Consider the following 16157-nt stretch of genomic DNA (forward strand, 5'->3'; position numbering starts at 1 on the left):
TCCCAATTAGAATAAGATATATCTATATCTTAATTGGCACACAATAATCAAACATGAAAAAACTCAATCTATTCGAAAGAATCATCAACCCTTTCAAACATTCCCCAGATATCGCCCCACCCAAAACGCTCTTTGCCTTCTATTGGTTTTATCTCAAGCAAGTAAAAGGTCCATTTGTGATCCTATTCATCGTGGGTTTCTTTGCTGCGCTATTGGATATTATCTTATTCAAATACATTGGTGATATTGTTGATATCATTCAATCTGTTCAATCCCCTTCAGAATTATTTGCACAACACAAATCTACATTTTTATGGATGTTGGCTGTTATTGTGCTCATTCGCCCCATCGTTTCATTGATTCATAACATCATGATGAATCAAGTGATCACCACCAACTTCACATCATTGATTCGCTGGCAGCAACACAATTACTTAATCAAACAGAGCCTTAACTTTTTCCATAGCAATTTCTCTGGTGGGATTGCAAGCCGAGTGATGAGCACTGGGCAATCTGTTCGAAATTCTGTGTTAATGACAATTGATTCTATGTGGCGCGTGATCATTTCAGCACTCACCACTGTTGTGCTATTTGTTGAATTGAACTTTTGGCTTGCTGTGCCGATTGTACTTTGGATCATTGTTTATATTCTACTGCTCAAATGTTTCTTACCCAAAACTCGCGAACGCTCTCATAAATCAGCGAAAGCTCGTTCTCGTTTAATGGGCCACATTGTGGATACTTATAGCAATATTTTGACGTTAAAACTCTTCTCTCATTCAGCAAGAGAACAAGAAAAAACTAATCAATTGATGGCTAATCAAACCAATGCTGCACTCTATTCGACGCGCTTGATTACGACATTAGATTTCTCATTGATGATCTTGAATAGCTTATTAATCGCCGCAACGGTAATTGTTTCATTGCTACTTTGGCAGGATGCTCTGATTTCTACAGGTGCGATTGCTTTCGCATTGAGTTTAGTGATTCGTTTAAACACAATGTCCACTTGGGTGATGAAAGTTGTGAGCGGGATTTTTGAAGATGTCGGTAGCGTGCAAGATGGTATCAAAATCATGACTGCTGATCGTGAAATTATGGATGATGACAATGCTGACAAATTATCTGTGCCAACAGGGCAAATTGCATTTACCAATATCAATTTTGCCTATCATCCTGACAAGCCGATCTACCAAGATCTAAATTTAAACATTGCTTCAGGTGAAAAGATTGCCTTGGTTGGTCCTTCTGGTGCTGGTAAAACAACATTGATTAATCTATTACTCCGTTTATTTGATACACAATCAGGCTCTATTTCGATTGATGGGCAGAATATCCAAAACGTTACGCAAGAGAGTTTACGTGGCAATATTGGCGTTGTAGCGCAAGATACCGCGTTGTTGCACTGCTCTATTCGCGACAATATTCTGTATGGTAATCCAACGGCAACCGATGACATGATCGCCCAAGTGTTAAAACAGACCAAAGCCCATGAATTTGTTTATGATTTAGTGGATCAATATGGCAATAAAGGTTTGGATGCCGTTGTGGGTGAAAATGGCGTGAAGCTTTCTGGCGGGCAACGCCAAAGAATCGCCATTGCACGTGTTCTACTCAAGAATGCACCGATTTTAATTTTGGATGAAGCAACTTCTGCCCTAGATTCAGAATCTGAAGCCGTGATTCAAGAGCATTTAGAAACATTGATGGAAGGTAAAACTGTAATCGCAATTGCCCACCGTTTATCTACTATTTCTAAAATGGATCGCTTAGTTGTGATCAATCATGGAAAAGTTGTAGAAACTGGCTCTCACACTGATTTGGTAGCACAAGGTGGATTATATTCTTCCCTTTGGAAACTACAGCAAAAATAAATATACTTGACATATATGTTTAATTGAATTAAAAATATTCACATGCCGATTTGAAAAACAGCTTGCGGGCATAAAACAGCTAAAGCGTCCATCCTTATGGTCAAACCAAGGGATCTCCATGTTTAGAAACCTCTAAATCACAGAGGCAAGCGCAATATCAAAGGCAATATTTATTTGATATATCAAGGAGATCTCATGACTCAACAGAATTTACCCATTTTGGATTTTGCTAAATTCCGCGAAGGTGGCACAGCAAAAGCTGAATTCATTCAAGAATTGGGTGATGTTACGCACAACATTGGTTTTTTCTACCTTAAAAATCATGGCATTGAGCAATCATTATTGGATCAGGCTTTAGATCTATCTAAGCAGTTCTTTGCTTTGCCTATTGAAAAAAAACTAGAAATCCAAATGGTGAAATCACCACATTTTCGTGGTTACACCAAGCTTAAAGATGAAATCACACGTGAAAAACCTGATTCACGCGAACAATTGGATTACATGCCTGAATATAAGGCAATCCCATTAGATCAAATCCCAAAAGATCAACCTTGGTTACGCATTCAAGGGCCAAATCAATGGCCTGAATCCATTCCAGATTTAAAACCTACTTTATTGGAATTACAGCGCCAAAAAGTTGCCCTCGCAAAAGTATTGTTAACAGCATTTGCTGAATCTCTAGGACAATCGCCAGATGCTTTTGCACATACTTATTCAACAAGCCCTTCTGTACTTTGCAAAGCTATTCATTACCCAGGCACAGAACAAGCGGAACAAGGTGTTGGCGCACACAAAGATGGTGGTTATCTCACACTCTTACTGCAAGATGAACATTCTGGATTAGAAGTATTAAAAAATGATGAATGGGTGCCAGCAACACCAATTAAAGGCACATTTATTGTGAATATTGGTGAATTATTGGAAATTGCATCTCAAGGTTATCTCAAAGCCACACAACATCGTGTCATAACACCAGCTGTTGGTATTGACCGCTATTCACTTGCCTTCTTCTTAACATCCCAATTGAATGCAACTGTGCCACTTTTAGAATTGCCCGCACATTTACAACCAAAGAATTTTGCCATTACTAAAGATCCTAAAAATCCTTTATTTACAGAAATTGGCAAGAATTTCTTAAAAGGTCGTTTACGCTCACATCCTGATGTTGCCGTTGCACACTATTCAGATTTGCCACAATTGGCATAACAAAATTACTCGAGATCAATCCCATGAAAAAAATCTTATTATTACTTTCCTCACTATTTTTTATCACCGCTTGTTCAGATGATTCTGCTACTCAAGCCAACAGCACAACACCACAAAAAACGATTCGTATTATCTCTTCCCCTGGAGATTTTGCAGACATGATTCGCAACTACATTGGCCCTGAATTAAAAAAACGTGGTTATCAATATGACCTGAAAGAAAGCACCAATGGTATTCTGCCTAACCAAAGCGTTGTGGATGGTTCTGCTGACTTAAATCTATTCCAACATAAACCTTATTTGGATGAATATAATGCTCAAGCTAAAACCACTTTATATCCACTAGTGCAAGTGCCAACCGCACCTTTAGCAATTTACAAAGCGAAAGCACAATCTTTAGATGATGTAAAAGTTGGTAGTAAAATTGCCATTCCATCCAATGTGACGAATTTTGCTCGTGGCTTAAGAATCTTGGAATCCTTAGGCTGGATTCAATTAGATCCTAACGCTGATCCTATCATTGTGGGTGAAAAAGATATCATCGCCAATCCACAGCAAGTGGAAATTCTCGCCATTGACGCACCACAAGTTGTCCGTGCTCGTGCCGATGTTGAATATGCCATCATTAATGGTAACTTTGCACAAGATGCTAACATTCCAGACAGCGATATTCTCCAAACAGAACCAGGAAAATTATTTGTGAACTGGATAGTCATTGCTGAAAATAATAAAGATGAAGATTGGGCAAAAGCGATCATCGAAATTGTAAATAGCCAAGGTTATAAAGATTATGTAAAGCAAACTTTCCCTTCTTTTTATAATCTGCCACCTGCTTGGGAAAATTGATTATCATAAGTGATATTTCAAAGTTTCTAGGAGTATTCAATGGCATATATCAAAGTGAATGGTATTCAGCTTTTCTATACACAGCAAGGTAAAGGCGAGCCTTTAATCTTTCTACATGGCAATGGTGAGGATCATCGTACATTTGATCCTCTCATTGCTAAACTTGCTAATCATTTTACTTGTTATGCCATTGATAGCCGCAATCATGGGCAGAGCGAAATGACAGATCAATTCCATTATCAAACGATGATGGATGATCTCTATGCTTTAATCACAGCAATGCACTTTGAAAAGGTGAACATCATTGGTTTCAGCGATGGCTCGATTGTCACAATGTTATTGGCAATGCAACATCCCAAGTTAGCTCATCGAGTAATATTATTAGGGCCAAATCTAAAACCAAGTGATTTTACAGATGCCTGTGCTCGTTACGTAGAACGTTTATACAAAAATGATCCTAACCCTTTATATAAAATGATGCTGGATGAACCCAATATTGAAGCTGAAGATCTCCAAAATATTCAAGCAAAAGTTTTAATCATCGGTGGAGAAAATGATCTCTATAAAGCAGGAACTTTTGAAAAAATTCACGAAAACATTCAAAAATCTAACTTATTGATATTAGAAAATCACGATCATTCTAGCTATATATTTCAAAATGATATGATTTATGCTGATGTTATAAATTTTCTTCAATAAATATTTTTCACAGCATCTTCCACTTCTCAATAAATGGACTATAATTGTCTTGAGAATTGATTTATGTCTAAAAAAAGGGCATGATATAGAAGTCAATTTGTGACCTAACTTACTAAGGAGTTATACAATGAAAGGTTTATTAAAAGTAACTGGTTTAATCGCTTTAGGTTTAGTAGCAACAGGCTGCGCAACAAATGCACAAAAAACTGCTGATGAAGCATTAGTAACTGCAAACGAAGCGAAAAGCATTGCTTTAAACACACAAGCACAATTCGATCGTTATTTCTCTAAAACTCGTTACAAATAATTGAGTTTTAGCAGTAACACCAAATATTCAAAAGCCTCTTTTTAAGAGGCTTTTTTCTTATTCACTTTTTGCGGAACGCTCTAATAAATTGATCATCGCGATCTTGGGATCCAAATTCTCTGTCAGAATTTTATAAACTTCTGCCACAATTGGCAATTCAATACCTTGTCTTTCACCCAATGCTTTCATATTGATGACATTGTTAGCGCCCTCTACCACTTGAAAAACTTTTTCAAAGGCTTCTTCTTTCGTTAAACCTTCACCAATAAATTTACCAAAGCGATAGTTACGGGATTCAGTGCTCGTTGCTGTTAAGGTTAAGTCACCAACGCCAGCTAAACCTAAGAATGTTTCTAATGATGCACCCAATGAAACACCTAAACGAGTCATTTCTGCTAAACCACGCGTAATTAATGCAGCTCTTGCATTGAAACCAAAACCTAATCCCTCCGAAATACCAGCCGCAATTGCAATCACATTCTTATATGTGCCCGCCAGCTGAACGCCAATGGGATCAGAATTCAAATAAACACGCATGTGATGATGATGAAATAGAGGCAAAAAGCTTTTCGCATCACGTTCATTTTTAGAGGCAATCGTAATGGCTGTTGGTAAATGACGAGCAACTTCAGATGCAAAACTTGGGCCAGATAATACCGCCTGCACAGGTGAATCAAATAGCTCATCAATCATTTCTGAAAAAAAGTGATTACTATCATGCTCTAGGCCTTTCGTTGCATTGATAAATGCTAAATCTTTTTTCCCAAAAGATTTAATCTGCTTCAAGATATCCAATAAGGCAAAAGAAGGTACAACAAACACTAATTGATCACACTGCGCTACTAATTTTTCCAAAGAACTCGTTGCAATGATATTTTCTGGATATTGCACATTTGGTAAATATCTTGGGTTATAACGAGTTTCTTGAATGGTTTTAATATTATCCTCATTATGCCCCCACAACATTACATGTTCTACACGTGCAATGTGAATAGCCAATGCACTGCCCCATGAGCCACTGCCTAAAACTCCAATCATTTATCCCCCTTTAAATTTCAGGTAAAAATAAAGCCCGCTATGCGGGCTCTATATTACACAAATTTATACTCTGATAAAAGTCAGATTAGAAATCGTGACGGATACCAATTGATACTGCATCATTGTTGAATTTGTCACCTTTGAAACCAGCTGTTTTACCAGTTTTACGGTTTTCTTTACCGTATTCTACCCATACTTTAGTACGTGTAGACAATTTTTGTTCAAAACCAACAGCCCATACAGTCATTTTATCTTTAACTGTTGAAGAACCATTTTTATATTTGATATCAGNGAAACCAGCTGTTTTACCAGTTTTACGGTTTTCTTTACCGTATTCTACCCATACTTTAGTACGTGTAGACAATTTTTGTTCAAAACCAACAGCCCATACAGTCATTTTATCTTTAACTGTTGAAGAACCATTTTTATATTTGATATCAGCTTGACCAACTGTTGCACGTACTGTGCTGAAGTAATCAGGACCAAATGAGAAGTGACCACCTAAGTCCCAACCAGTTGAAGTTACTTTACCAGTTGAAGAAGTTACGTTACCCCAATTATCAGTAGTATTTTTATTACCACGGTTACCAGCACCAAAATCAACGTTAACACCGAATTGTTCGTTTTGGAAACCAACGTTCAAACCGTAAACATTTGAAGTTTTGTGATCTTTAGTTAAGTTTGCACCTAAGTAAGCTGCTTTAGCATAGAAACCTGATTCGTGTTCATAGTTCAAGCCAACAGTATAGATATCAAAACCTTTGCTTGAGTTATAAGCTGCATCGTAACCAGCTAATTGTAAATCTGCTGCTGTAGGCGCTTGAGCAACACCAGCAACTACAAAGTTAAAGCCAGAGAATGATGGAGAAACATAAGCAATTGAGTTACCTACGCGAGTTGGCATAGAAGCAAAGCTACCTTGGTTGTTGCCAGCTGCTGACATCATTACTGTACCAGTTGCATAACGCAATGCAGAAGTTGCACCTAAGTTACCGTTGAATTCATCAGCTTCTGTGCCTGCGTTCAATGATTCTGTGAATGGGTTGTTTTGACGACCCAAAGCTACTGTACCCCAATCACCTGCAACGCCGATCCATGCTAAACGGTTTTCAAAACCTGAACCGAATGAACCACCGTTCATACCGTTAAAGCCCCACTCCAATTGGAATAATACTTTAGCGCCGTTACCTAAATCTTCAGAACCTTTCAAGCCCAAACGTGAACCGAAATCTTCCATCGCTAAACCACGTTTTGCTTTACCATCTTGGTTGATGTGGTTTTTAGCAACTTCAGCGCCTAAACGGATAGAACCGTATAATACTGTTTCAGCTGATGCTGCTGTGAACGCCATTGCGCCCGCTAATGCTACTACAACTAAGCTCTTTTTCATTTTGTAAGCTCCAAATTGATTAAAAATAAATTAGATAATGAGTTTCTGCTCATATTTATCCATGTGGCTAATTTAATACTATTTGTGACTTTAATGCAACTTTTATTTTCATTTTTAATACATTTTATTGTATTAATATTCCAACAAAAAATAAAAAACGTAAAATATCACTAAATATCAAATAATTATAATGTTGTTTTTTTGATACAATTATTTTTCAAGACCTAATTTATTTATCACTAAATTAACAATTTTTTTAGCCTGATCCTGTTTTGTGGAACGGGGCAGCTCAATTTTTTCATTATTTGTATCAATAATGACAATACTATTCTCATCCTGACCAAAAACTTTGCCCTGAGAAACATCATTGGCACAAATTAGGTCTAATTTTTTCGCATTGAGTTTCTTTATGGCATATTCAATGACATTCTGCGTTTCTGCAGCAAAGCCAACCACAAAAGGCTTTTTTGGTAATGCTGCAACAGTTGCTAATACATCAGGATTTTTCACAAATGATAATGTTAAACCATCCTGATCATCTGTTTTTTTCATTTTTTCATCTGCAATATTGGCAACTCGATAATCCGCAACTGCTGCTGCACCTAGAAATACAGTTGCATTATCAATATTCACCAAAACTGCATCCAACATATTCTGCGCACTTTCTACTGATACAATATTCATTGGTAATTTCGGCTTTGCTTCACATGGGCCAAGCACTAAGGTGACATCAGCACCTTGCTCTGCAAATGCATCCGCTAAGCTACAAGCCATTTTTCCACTGGAATGATTGCTAATATAACGCACAGGATCAATTGCTTCTCTTGTTGGTCCGCCTGTAATCACAATTTTTTTACCTAACAAAGGTAAATGTTTTGGCATTAAATCTGCTAAGACACGATCATGAATTGCTTCAGGTTCAGCCATTCTACCCTGTCCGACTTCACCACAAGCTTGCTCACCACTGCCAGGATCAATCATTAAATACAAATTACTTGCCAATAATTTTTGAACATTGGCTTGCGCCATAGGATTATCCCACATGAATCGATTCATACTTGGGGCAATATGCATCTTTTTAGGTGAAGCTAAACACATTGCACTCACCAAGTCATCCGCAATACCATTTGCTAACTTTGCCAGCATATTTGCACTACACGGTGCGATCACAATTGCATCTGCCCAGCGAGACAACTCGATGTGCCCCATGCCCATTTCATGTGCAGGATCTAAAATATTATCCACCACAGCATTGCCTGATAGCGCTTGCATTGTCATCGGCGTAATGAATTCTTTAGCACTTTGTGTCATCACAATGCGCACATCGCAACCTGACTTTTTAAATAAACGCACCAAATGGGCAGATTTATATGCTGCAATACTGCCTGTGATGGCAACCACGATCTTTTTCATAGCATCAACCTACAATAAAATAATATCGAATTGCTCTATATTATATAGTGCTTCTGCTTGTAGCTTGATACTCAATTTTGCAAATGTCTGCAATTCAGCTAAATGATGGGCTTCTTCATCCAATAATTGCTCAATCACATCAGATGATGCCAAAATTAAAATACTATTAATATTTGGATATTGCTTTGCCTCACGCACAACCTCTCTAAAAATCTCATAGCAAATGGTTTCTTTAGTTTTAATGTAACCTTTGCCTTGGCACGTTGGGCATTTTTCGCACAAAATATGCTCCAAGCTTTCACGTGTACGTTTGCGCGTCATTTCTACTAAACCTAAGCTTGTCACATCGCTGATTGTTGTACGTGCATTATCTTTAGATAAGTGTAATTGTAATTCATCCAAAACACTCTGTTGATGTTCTGGATTGATCATATCAATGAAATCAATGATGATCATGCCGCCCAAGTTACGTAAACGCACTTGATGTGCGATTGCTTGAGCCGCTTCTAAATTCGTTTTAAAAATTGTTTCTTCTAAATTACGATGACCAACATAAGCGCCAGTATTGACATCAATCGTCGTCATCGCTTCAGTCTGTTCAATGATGATGTAACCACCAGATTTCAAAGCCACATGATTCGACAATGCTTTTTCGATCTCTTCTTCAATATTATAGAGATCAAAAATTGGGCGCGAGCCTTTGTATAATTGCATGTTACCTAATGTTTCAGGTAAGAAATCCTGTGCAAAGCCTAACATACGCTCAAATGGCTCTGTTGCATCTACACGAATCTGCTGAATCCCACGACCAACATAATCACGCAAAATTCTAAGCTCTAAAGGAAAGTTCCCATAAACCAAATCGCCAGCTTTGGACTCTTTCATTTTGACAGAAACATTATCCCAAAGACGCGATAAGAACTGCATATCCGCTTTGAGTACCCAAGGATCAACGCCTTCAGCTGCTGTACGTGCAATATAAGCACCACCTAATTCTGTTTGGAAGTTACTTAAATGCTCTTTTAAACGCTGGCGCTCTTCTTCTTGTTCAATGCGAATGGAAACACCAATCACATCACTTTCTGCCAAATACACCAAATAACATGAAGGAATAGAAACTTGTGTGGTTAATCTCGCACCTTTTGTCCCGAGCGGATCTTTGATCACTTGGACAACGATCTCTTGCCCTTGATACAAAATCGCTGTGATGTCTGCTTTCGGCGGGATGATCACAGGCTTTTCAATATTCTCATCATCACATTCATCAGGTAGAACTTCTTTTTCAATTTCTAAAGAATTTCTCACCGTATGAATGTCATTCACATGAAGGAAAGCAGCACGCTCCAAACCAATATCAACAAATGCTGCTTCCATTCCTGGCAATACCCTGACAACTTTGCCTTTATAGATATTACCGACTAAAAGATTGCGATCTGTCCTCTCAATTAATATTTCTTGCAAGACGCCATCTCGCATGACTGCTGCGCGAGTTTCGTATGGTGTTTTATTAATTAAGATTTCATCACTCATAATTTTCCTTTTAGTTTGCTCTTCTTTCCAACATTGCAACGGCTGGTAATTCTTTACCTTCCAAGAACTCAAGGAATGCACCGCCTGCTGTTGAAATGTACGAGATGCCAGATGTTAAACCAAATTGCTCAATCGCCGCAACTGTATCTCCACCGCCTGCGATAGAAAATGCGCCACTTTGCTTGATTGCTTCGCCCAATGCCTTCGTGCCTTCAGCAAAGCTTGCAAATTCAAACACACCAACTGGACCATTCCACACAACTGTTTTTGCTTTCAAAATTAATTCAGCATATAACTTCGCTGTTTCAGGCCCGATATCCATAATCATGTCATCAACTGCAACATCAGCAACTTTCTTCACTGTCGCTTCAGTATTGGCATCAAATGCTTTACCCACAACAACATCCACTGGCAATGGAATATTTTTACCTGTTGCTACAGCTTTTGCTAACAATACTTTCGCATCTTCAACCAAATCAGCTTCCACTAAGCTTTTACCAACTGGCAAGCCTTGTGCTAATAATAAAGTATTCGTAATGCCACCACCTGTGATCAATACATCAACTTTATCCAATAATTGATTCAATACTGTTAACTTTGTTGAAACTTTAGAGCCACCAACAATCGCCACAATTGGGCTTTCAGGTGCAACTAAGCCTTTCTTTAAAGAATCTAATTCTTCTGATAAGACTAAACCTGCACATGCAACTTTAGCTTGACCACCAACGCCAACGGTTGAAGCAGCTGCTCTGTGTGCTGTTGCAAATGCATCCATCACAAACACATCACATAACTGAGCCATTTTACCTGCCAACTCAACATTGTTTTTATTTTCACCCACTAAAAAGCGAGTATTTTCTAATAGTTTAACCTTACCTGGTTCAACTGTTACGCCATCAATCCAATCGCGCACTAAAGGTACTTCTTGTCCTAAAGCATTCGTTAACCATGCAGCAACAGGTTCTAAACTGAATTCTGCACTGTAAACACCTTCATCTGGTCTACCCAAATGCGACATTACTAATACACCAGCACCTTGCTCCAAGGCTTGTTCGATCGTTTTCATTGATGCAACTAAACGAGCATCAGATGTGATCTTGCCATCGTGAATCGGTACGTTTAAATCTTCGCGAATTAAAACTGTTTTCCCATTCAGATCCAATGCTTCCATTTTGTTGTAACGCATAAATTGATCCCCTTAATTAATTTTATCCAAATATTTTTCAACATCCAAAGCTGCCATACAGCCTGTTCCTGCCGATGTAATCGCCTGACGATAGACAGAATCCATGACATCGCCACATGCAAACACACCTTCGATACTTGTTGCAGTTGCATTTCCTTCAATGCCTGAGCGCACTTTAATATAGCCATTCACCATATCCAACTGCCCAGCAAACATATCTGTATTAGGGTGATGCCCAATCGCTATAAATACGCCTTGCAAGCAGATATCTTTCACAGCGACTGTTTGCACATGTTTAATTTTTACACCATTGACTAAGTTATTTTCACCAACAACTTCATCCAAGGTGCTATCTAGATGGAGCTCAATTTTGCCTTCTTCAACCTTGCGATACAATTTTTCGATCATAATTTTTTCAGCACGGAAAGTATCACGGCGATGAATCAAATGAACTTTAGATGCAATGCCACTTAAATATAGTGCTTCTTCGACAGCGGTATTACCACCGCCGACAACTGCAACCTCTTGGTCTTTATAGAAAAATCCATCACATGTCGCACATGCAGAAACACCTTTGCCTTTATAAACTTCTTCAGATGGCAAGCCTAAGTATTTAGCTGTTGCGCCTGTCGCAATGATCAATGCTTGGCACTCATAAGTTTCGCTACCACCTTCTAAGATGAAAGTTTTGCCTGACAGATCAACTTTTTCAATATGATCCCAAATCATCTCTGTACCAAAACGCTCAGCATGATCTGCCAACTTGGCCATCAAAACAGGTCCTGTCAAACCTTCTTCGCCGCCTGGCCAGTTATCAATTTCTGTGGTTGTCATTAACTGACCACCTTGCTGAATACCTGTCACGATCACAGGTTTCAAATTTGCGCGCGCAGCATATAATGCAGCTGTATAACCAGCTGGCCCTGATCCTAAAATAATCAGCGGATAAATTTTTCTCTCTTCCATAATTTTATCAATCCAAATTAATCCAAAGGAATCATTATACAAAAGATTTCATTTTTAAAAGGCACAAAAAAACCCACTCGAATAAGTGGGCTTCTTTATTCCAATCTTACAGCATTGGCTTAATTGCTTCTGATGCTCTTTTGATATCTAAGAAAATCAAACCTAAACGAGCATTTGCTTTACACATCACTGATAATACAGCGTCACTTCCTGCTGATGTCATGATGACATAACCGGAAGCACCTTTCACCAAAACTTGCTCTAGCTCGCCTCTTGCTAATTCTTTAGCAATACGTTCACCCAACGATAACATCGCAGCACTCATCGCACCAACGTGATCTTCATCCATACTTGCAGGCAAGAGTGAACTCATGATCAAACCATCTGTCGAAATAATTGCCGAAGCTTCTATATCCGCTGATGTACCATTCAATTCACTTAAGATTGAGTTCAACACTTCTTCACGCATATACTTGTCCTTTTATTATATCTTTAGTTCTTTTTGAACCTAACATTGCCATATCGATATACTAACACCCATATCAAATCTCGAAAAGCTTTTTGATTCAAAAAAGGTATGCCCGCAATCGTCAAGGTAAACTTATTACCCGAAACGTCCATCGCATAAATACCCAATTGAGTCATACCTTGATAGTTTGTTATACCCACACCAATGTGGCTGTGGCCATTAACAATTTTAGAAACTGTATCATAACTGTCTTGGTACAAACTCGATAATCGAGTACTCATTGCTGCTATTTGATTCAATTCTTCTTCAGGAAAACCTACGTTTCCTAATAAAAAACCTAGTTGATCTGATAATAACGCTTTATCTAAGCTAGAAAACATAGACAATAGCGACGGCAGATCATTCTCAAAGTTGATAAGAGGTACTGCAACTTCTTTTGTTTCGGATTGGATAAAATGCATAATCTCTAATTGATAAAAGATTGCCTTTGCCAATTTAATTTGATCAGTTTCAAATCCTGTCAATTGGCAAATTAAGTCATCTGATAATTCAGGACTTTTATCCAAACTCAGTAATTTTAACAGAACGCTACGAACTGCTTGATTAGTAGTTGTCTGCTGTACCGCGTATAGTGCGCCTTGCGCTGTTACTGTAATGTACTTTTTTACTGTCATCGCTCGTTAGCCTTTACAACCATCTTCTCAACCAGTTTAAGAACATCATGTTTTTTCCTAACGTCCACAACCATTGTATCAGAAAGAGATGGGTGATATTGAAAAATTGCATTTAAAAATAGTTCAATCTGATTAGCATCAAAGTTTTCACTTCGTGTCACACCAATCACACAAGGATTCTTTTCTATAACTTGTAAGTATTCATATAATATCTGCCCGACTTCTTCAATCTTTATGTGTTCCATGCTTAGTAACAAAATAACACCGATGCTACCTTTAACAAGTATATCATGCATAAAGCTAAAGCGTTCTTGTCCTGGTGCTGCATATATGTGTAATTTTAAGCTATCTAACTGCAAAACACCATAATCCAACGAAACAGTTGTATCACCTTTCAAAGATGATACTTCATCGCTTGTTTTTTTAGATGTAGTGATAATATTTTCACCACATAAACTGCGCACTGCTGTCGTTTTACCACTTGCAATGGGTCCAACAAAAAGCATTTTATACTGATTCATTATTTTTACCTTTTTTATACTTATCTGAGCTTTTCCAAACTCTTAAAATTTACAACTTTTGTAACTCTGACAACAACGCATTTAAATCTAATTGATTTTTTGATTTATTATCCACTAATTCATTATCAAAAAAACCATATAAATCACATAATGTATAATATGAGAAAATATAATATGGATTAACTTCTGGTAATAACTCTGCTGTATCTCTTAAGGATACATTTCTAAAGCCCCATACGCTGTCTAATTCTTTAGCATATGGTACATCAATNTCGCTTGTTTTTTTAGATGTAGTGATAATATTTTCACCACATAAACTGCGCACTGCTGTCGTTTTACCACTTGCAATGGGTCCAACAAAAAGCATTTTATACTGATTCATTATTTTTACCTTTTTTATACTTATCTGAGCTTTTCCAAACTCTTAAAATTTACAACTTTTGTAACTCTGACAACAACGCATTTAAATCTAATTGATTTTTTGATTTATTATCCACTAATTCATTATCAAAAAAACCATATAAATCACATAATGTATAATATGAGAAAATATAATATGGATTAACTTCTGGTAATAACTCTGCTGTATCTCTTAAGGATACATTTCTAAAGCCCCATACGCTGTCTAATTCTTTAGCATATGGTACATCAATCGTATTATTATATGCTTCTTTTTTTCTCATTAACCCTAAAGGATCTTTAATGTCTTTACCATTAATAATACGGCCTTTGGCTGCTAATAAAATCGAGCGCATCATCGCATTCAATGCATTACTATAATGGTAAGCATCGAATCTATTAATCAACTCCATAAATAATTCTTTAGAATTAATTTCTTTAATACGAATATCACTTTGAGACATTTCTGAAAAAGATAAAATGTATTCAACAGATAAATTAGACAAAATAATGCCATCACCGAATAAAAAAACAATACCGCCTTCTAATTCAAAATAATTCAGCTGATGATCTAATTTATGCTGATAAATCTTCTTAAACATCTTCAAACTTGCATAATCTGACATGTCATAGTAAATATCTTTGGTTTGAGAATAAATACTAGACATTTCATGCAGTTGAGATTTTTCCATCTGTACAAAATACCCATCATTATGCGTATATTCTGTGATCTTTTTAATTTCTTTTAAAGGTTCATGCCAATGAGCAAAGGTTGTTTCTGTGCTCAATAATTGATCTTCATTAATGACCTTTGCTGCTGATACTACAGGATCTTGTTTCGCTACTTCTACAACCGGTTTTGGTTCTTTTTCTTGTTGTTTGCGCTTTGTTAAATAATCAGGATCCATAAATTTAGCAAAAGGGTTACCAGTTGCACTATTTTCTTTCTTAGGTGCAACTTCTTCTGTAACTTTTGCGATTGCTTTCTTTGGCTGACTTGCCATACCATCCAAAAACTGTAACAGCTCTTCAATCTTAATAGGTTTACGTACAATTAAATTATGATCAAAGTGATCTGGTGAAACTGTCAATATAATTGTGCGATCATCTAAATGCTGATCAATCGCATGTTTGCCTTCAATAGAATCAGCATCCACTAATGTAATATCACCATGATCACCCAATGCAAAACGACCTTTTGTTTTGAGCTTTAGTAGTTGTGCAACGCTCGCACTAAAGCGAGCATCTGCACCAATTAACGTTATTATTGTTGTCATATTAAAGATCTATTTAGGAATAAGGGTTCTCAATAAAATCAAATTTACCTTGCACATCTTCCGTCAATATACTTTTGCAACTCTTCGGAATTGGCGTACTTGGTAGCACTTTACGATCCATGTTGTCATAGAAGAATAATAACCAATTATCTTCAAGTTGCAACATGCATTCTTTCACCATGTCGAGGCGATCAATATTATTATTCGCCCCTGATGTGATGAAATAATCCAAAATTGCCCCAGATAAATTGGCCGAGTCTCCATATTTCAACTCAAATTGCACACGCAAACTATAATCATTCAAAGTAGCTTGGCGACTGATGATTGAGCTCAAAATTTCTTCACGACGCATGATATCCATAG

Annotated in this window: 16 protein-coding genes; 5 read left to right on the plus strand and 11 right to left on the minus strand. The window is 37.3% G+C overall.

Features of this window, described 5'->3' with window-relative positions:
- The first annotated feature begins 53 nt into the window (after positions 1-53).
- The 5 genes from BZK16_RS02695 (at position 54) to BZK16_RS02715 (ending at position 4931) form a co-directional block, all read left to right on the plus strand.
- Positions 54-1874 (plus strand): ABC transporter ATP-binding protein, encoded by a 1821-nt coding sequence (locus BZK16_RS02695; RefSeq protein ID WP_077927337.1) that lies wholly within the window; start codon positions 54-56, stop codon positions 1872-1874.
- Positions 1875-2069: 195 nt separating this feature from the next.
- The gene (locus BZK16_RS02700; RefSeq protein ID WP_077927338.1) at positions 2070-3080 is read left to right on the plus strand and encodes an isopenicillin N synthase family dioxygenase; all 1011 of its coding nucleotides are present in this window, start codon (positions 2070-2072) and stop codon (positions 3078-3080) included.
- A gap of 23 nt (positions 3081-3103) precedes the next feature.
- The gene (locus tag BZK16_RS02705) at positions 3104-3925 is read left to right on the plus strand and encodes a MetQ/NlpA family ABC transporter substrate-binding protein (protein ID WP_077927339.1); all 822 of its coding nucleotides are present in this window, start codon (positions 3104-3106) and stop codon (positions 3923-3925) included.
- 39 nt (positions 3926-3964) lie between these two features.
- Positions 3965-4624 carry an alpha/beta fold hydrolase gene (locus BZK16_RS02710; RefSeq protein WP_077927340.1) on the plus strand — a complete coding sequence of 220 codons (660 nt, stop codon included), beginning with the start codon at positions 3965-3967 and terminating at the stop codon, positions 4622-4624.
- A 127-nt stretch (positions 4625-4751) separates the two neighbouring features.
- A complete protein-coding gene (locus BZK16_RS02715; RefSeq protein WP_077927341.1) occupies positions 4752-4931 on the plus strand; it encodes an alanine-zipper protein in 180 nt (59 codons plus the stop codon).
- 57 nt (positions 4932-4988) lie between these two features.
- On the opposite strand, the gene BZK16_RS02720 is transcribed toward BZK16_RS02715, so the two are convergent.
- The 11 genes from BZK16_RS02720 to BZK16_RS02775 all read right to left on the minus strand — a co-directional run bounded on the left by BZK16_RS02720 (position 4989) and on the right by BZK16_RS02775 (position 16155).
- Positions 4989-5969 carry an NAD(P)H-dependent glycerol-3-phosphate dehydrogenase gene (locus BZK16_RS02720; RefSeq protein ID WP_077927342.1) on the minus strand — a complete coding sequence of 327 codons (981 nt, stop codon included), beginning with the start codon at positions 5967-5969 and terminating at the stop codon, positions 4989-4991.
- Between the two features lie 85 nt (positions 5970-6054).
- On the minus strand, positions 6055-7359 hold the full coding sequence (locus tag BZK16_RS02725; RefSeq protein ID WP_077927343.1) for a porin: 1305 nt from the start codon (positions 7357-7359) through the stop codon (positions 6055-6057).
- A gap of 210 nt (positions 7360-7569) precedes the next feature.
- Entirely contained in the window at positions 7570-8772 is a 1203-nt protein-coding gene (gene coaBC, locus BZK16_RS02730) for a bifunctional phosphopantothenoylcysteine decarboxylase/phosphopantothenate--cysteine ligase CoaBC (RefSeq protein WP_077927344.1), read from the minus strand.
- 9 nt (positions 8773-8781) lie between these two features.
- Entirely contained in the window at positions 8782-10302 is a 1521-nt protein-coding gene (gene rng / locus BZK16_RS02735) for a ribonuclease G (protein ID WP_077927345.1), read from the minus strand.
- Between the two features lie 10 nt (positions 10303-10312).
- Complete coding sequence (locus BZK16_RS02740; protein WP_077927346.1) at positions 10313-11488, minus strand: phosphoglycerate kinase; 1176 nt, start codon at positions 11486-11488, stop codon at positions 10313-10315.
- Between the two features lie 12 nt (positions 11489-11500).
- Positions 11501-12454: a thioredoxin-disulfide reductase gene (gene trxB / locus BZK16_RS02745; RefSeq protein WP_077927405.1), complete on the minus strand. Its 954-nt coding sequence runs from the start codon at positions 12452-12454 to the stop codon at positions 11501-11503.
- Between the two features lie 106 nt (positions 12455-12560).
- Positions 12561-12923, minus strand: coding sequence for a roadblock/LC7 domain-containing protein (locus BZK16_RS02750; protein ID WP_077927347.1), 363 nt, complete (start codon positions 12921-12923; stop codon positions 12561-12563).
- A gap of 23 nt (positions 12924-12946) precedes the next feature.
- Positions 12947-13597 (minus strand): hypothetical protein, encoded by a 651-nt coding sequence (locus BZK16_RS02755; protein ID WP_077927348.1) that lies wholly within the window; start codon positions 13595-13597, stop codon positions 12947-12949.
- A complete protein-coding gene (locus BZK16_RS02760; protein WP_077927349.1) occupies positions 13594-14118 on the minus strand; it encodes a GTP-binding protein in 525 nt (174 codons plus the stop codon). The genes BZK16_RS02755 and BZK16_RS02760 overlap by 4 nt, the downstream gene beginning before the upstream one ends.
- A gap of 431 nt (positions 14119-14549) precedes the next feature.
- Positions 14550-15794: a hypothetical protein gene (locus tag BZK16_RS02770; protein WP_077927351.1), complete on the minus strand. Its 1245-nt coding sequence runs from the start codon at positions 15792-15794 to the stop codon at positions 14550-14552.
- A 13-nt stretch (positions 15795-15807) separates the two neighbouring features.
- Positions 15808-16155 carry a hypothetical protein gene (locus BZK16_RS02775; protein WP_233145161.1) on the minus strand — a complete coding sequence of 116 codons (348 nt, stop codon included), beginning with the start codon at positions 16153-16155 and terminating at the stop codon, positions 15808-15810.
- Positions 16156-16157: the final 2 nt, after the last annotated feature.

This window comes from Wohlfahrtiimonas populi, from assembly GCF_002006795.1.
Lineage (GTDB): Bacteria > Pseudomonadota > Gammaproteobacteria > Cardiobacteriales > Wohlfahrtiimonadaceae > Wohlfahrtiimonas > Wohlfahrtiimonas populi.

Excerpts from the sequence above, each read along its gene's own strand:
- BZK16_RS02740 (WP_077927346.1), bottom strand. The coding sequence starts at position 11,488 with ATGCGTTACAACAAAATGGAAGCATTGGATCTGAATGGGAAAACAGTT.
- BZK16_RS02750 (WP_077927347.1), bottom strand. The coding sequence starts at position 12,923 with ATGCGTGAAGAAGTGTTGAACTCAATCTTAAGTGAATTGAATGGTACA.
- BZK16_RS02720 (WP_077927342.1), bottom strand. The coding sequence starts at position 5,969 with ATGATTGGAGTTTTAGGCAGTGGCTCATGGGGCAGTGCATTGGCTATT.
- BZK16_RS02695 (WP_077927337.1), top strand. The coding sequence starts at position 54 with ATGAAAAAACTCAATCTATTCGAAAGAATCATCAACCCTTTCAAACAT.
- BZK16_RS02755 (WP_077927348.1), bottom strand. The coding sequence starts at position 13,597 with ATGACAGTAAAAAAGTACATTACAGTAACAGCGCAAGGCGCACTATAC.
- rng (WP_077927345.1), bottom strand. The coding sequence starts at position 10,302 with ATGAGTGATGAAATCTTAATTAATAAAACACCATACGAAACTCGCGCA.
- BZK16_RS02705 (WP_077927339.1), top strand. The coding sequence starts at position 3,104 with ATGAAAAAAATCTTATTATTACTTTCCTCACTATTTTTTATCACCGCT.
- BZK16_RS02715 (WP_077927341.1), top strand. The coding sequence starts at position 4,752 with ATGAAAGGTTTATTAAAAGTAACTGGTTTAATCGCTTTAGGTTTAGTA.
- BZK16_RS02775 (WP_233145161.1), bottom strand. The coding sequence starts at position 16,155 with ATGGATATCATGCGTCGTGAAGAAATTTTGAGCTCAATCATCAGTCGC.
- BZK16_RS02770 (WP_077927351.1), bottom strand. The coding sequence starts at position 15,794 with ATGACAACAATAATAACGTTAATTGGTGCAGATGCTCGCTTTAGTGCG.
- trxB (WP_077927405.1), bottom strand. The coding sequence starts at position 12,454 with ATGGAAGAGAGAAAAATTTATCCGCTGATTATTTTAGGATCAGGGCCA.
- BZK16_RS02710 (WP_077927340.1), top strand. The coding sequence starts at position 3,965 with ATGGCATATATCAAAGTGAATGGTATTCAGCTTTTCTATACACAGCAA.
- BZK16_RS02760 (WP_077927349.1), bottom strand. The coding sequence starts at position 14,118 with ATGAATCAGTATAAAATGCTTTTTGTTGGACCCATTGCAAGTGGTAAA.
- coaBC (WP_077927344.1), bottom strand. The coding sequence starts at position 8,772 with ATGAAAAAGATCGTGGTTGCCATCACAGGCAGTATTGCAGCATATAAA.
- BZK16_RS02700 (WP_077927338.1), top strand. The coding sequence starts at position 2,070 with ATGACTCAACAGAATTTACCCATTTTGGATTTTGCTAAATTCCGCGAA.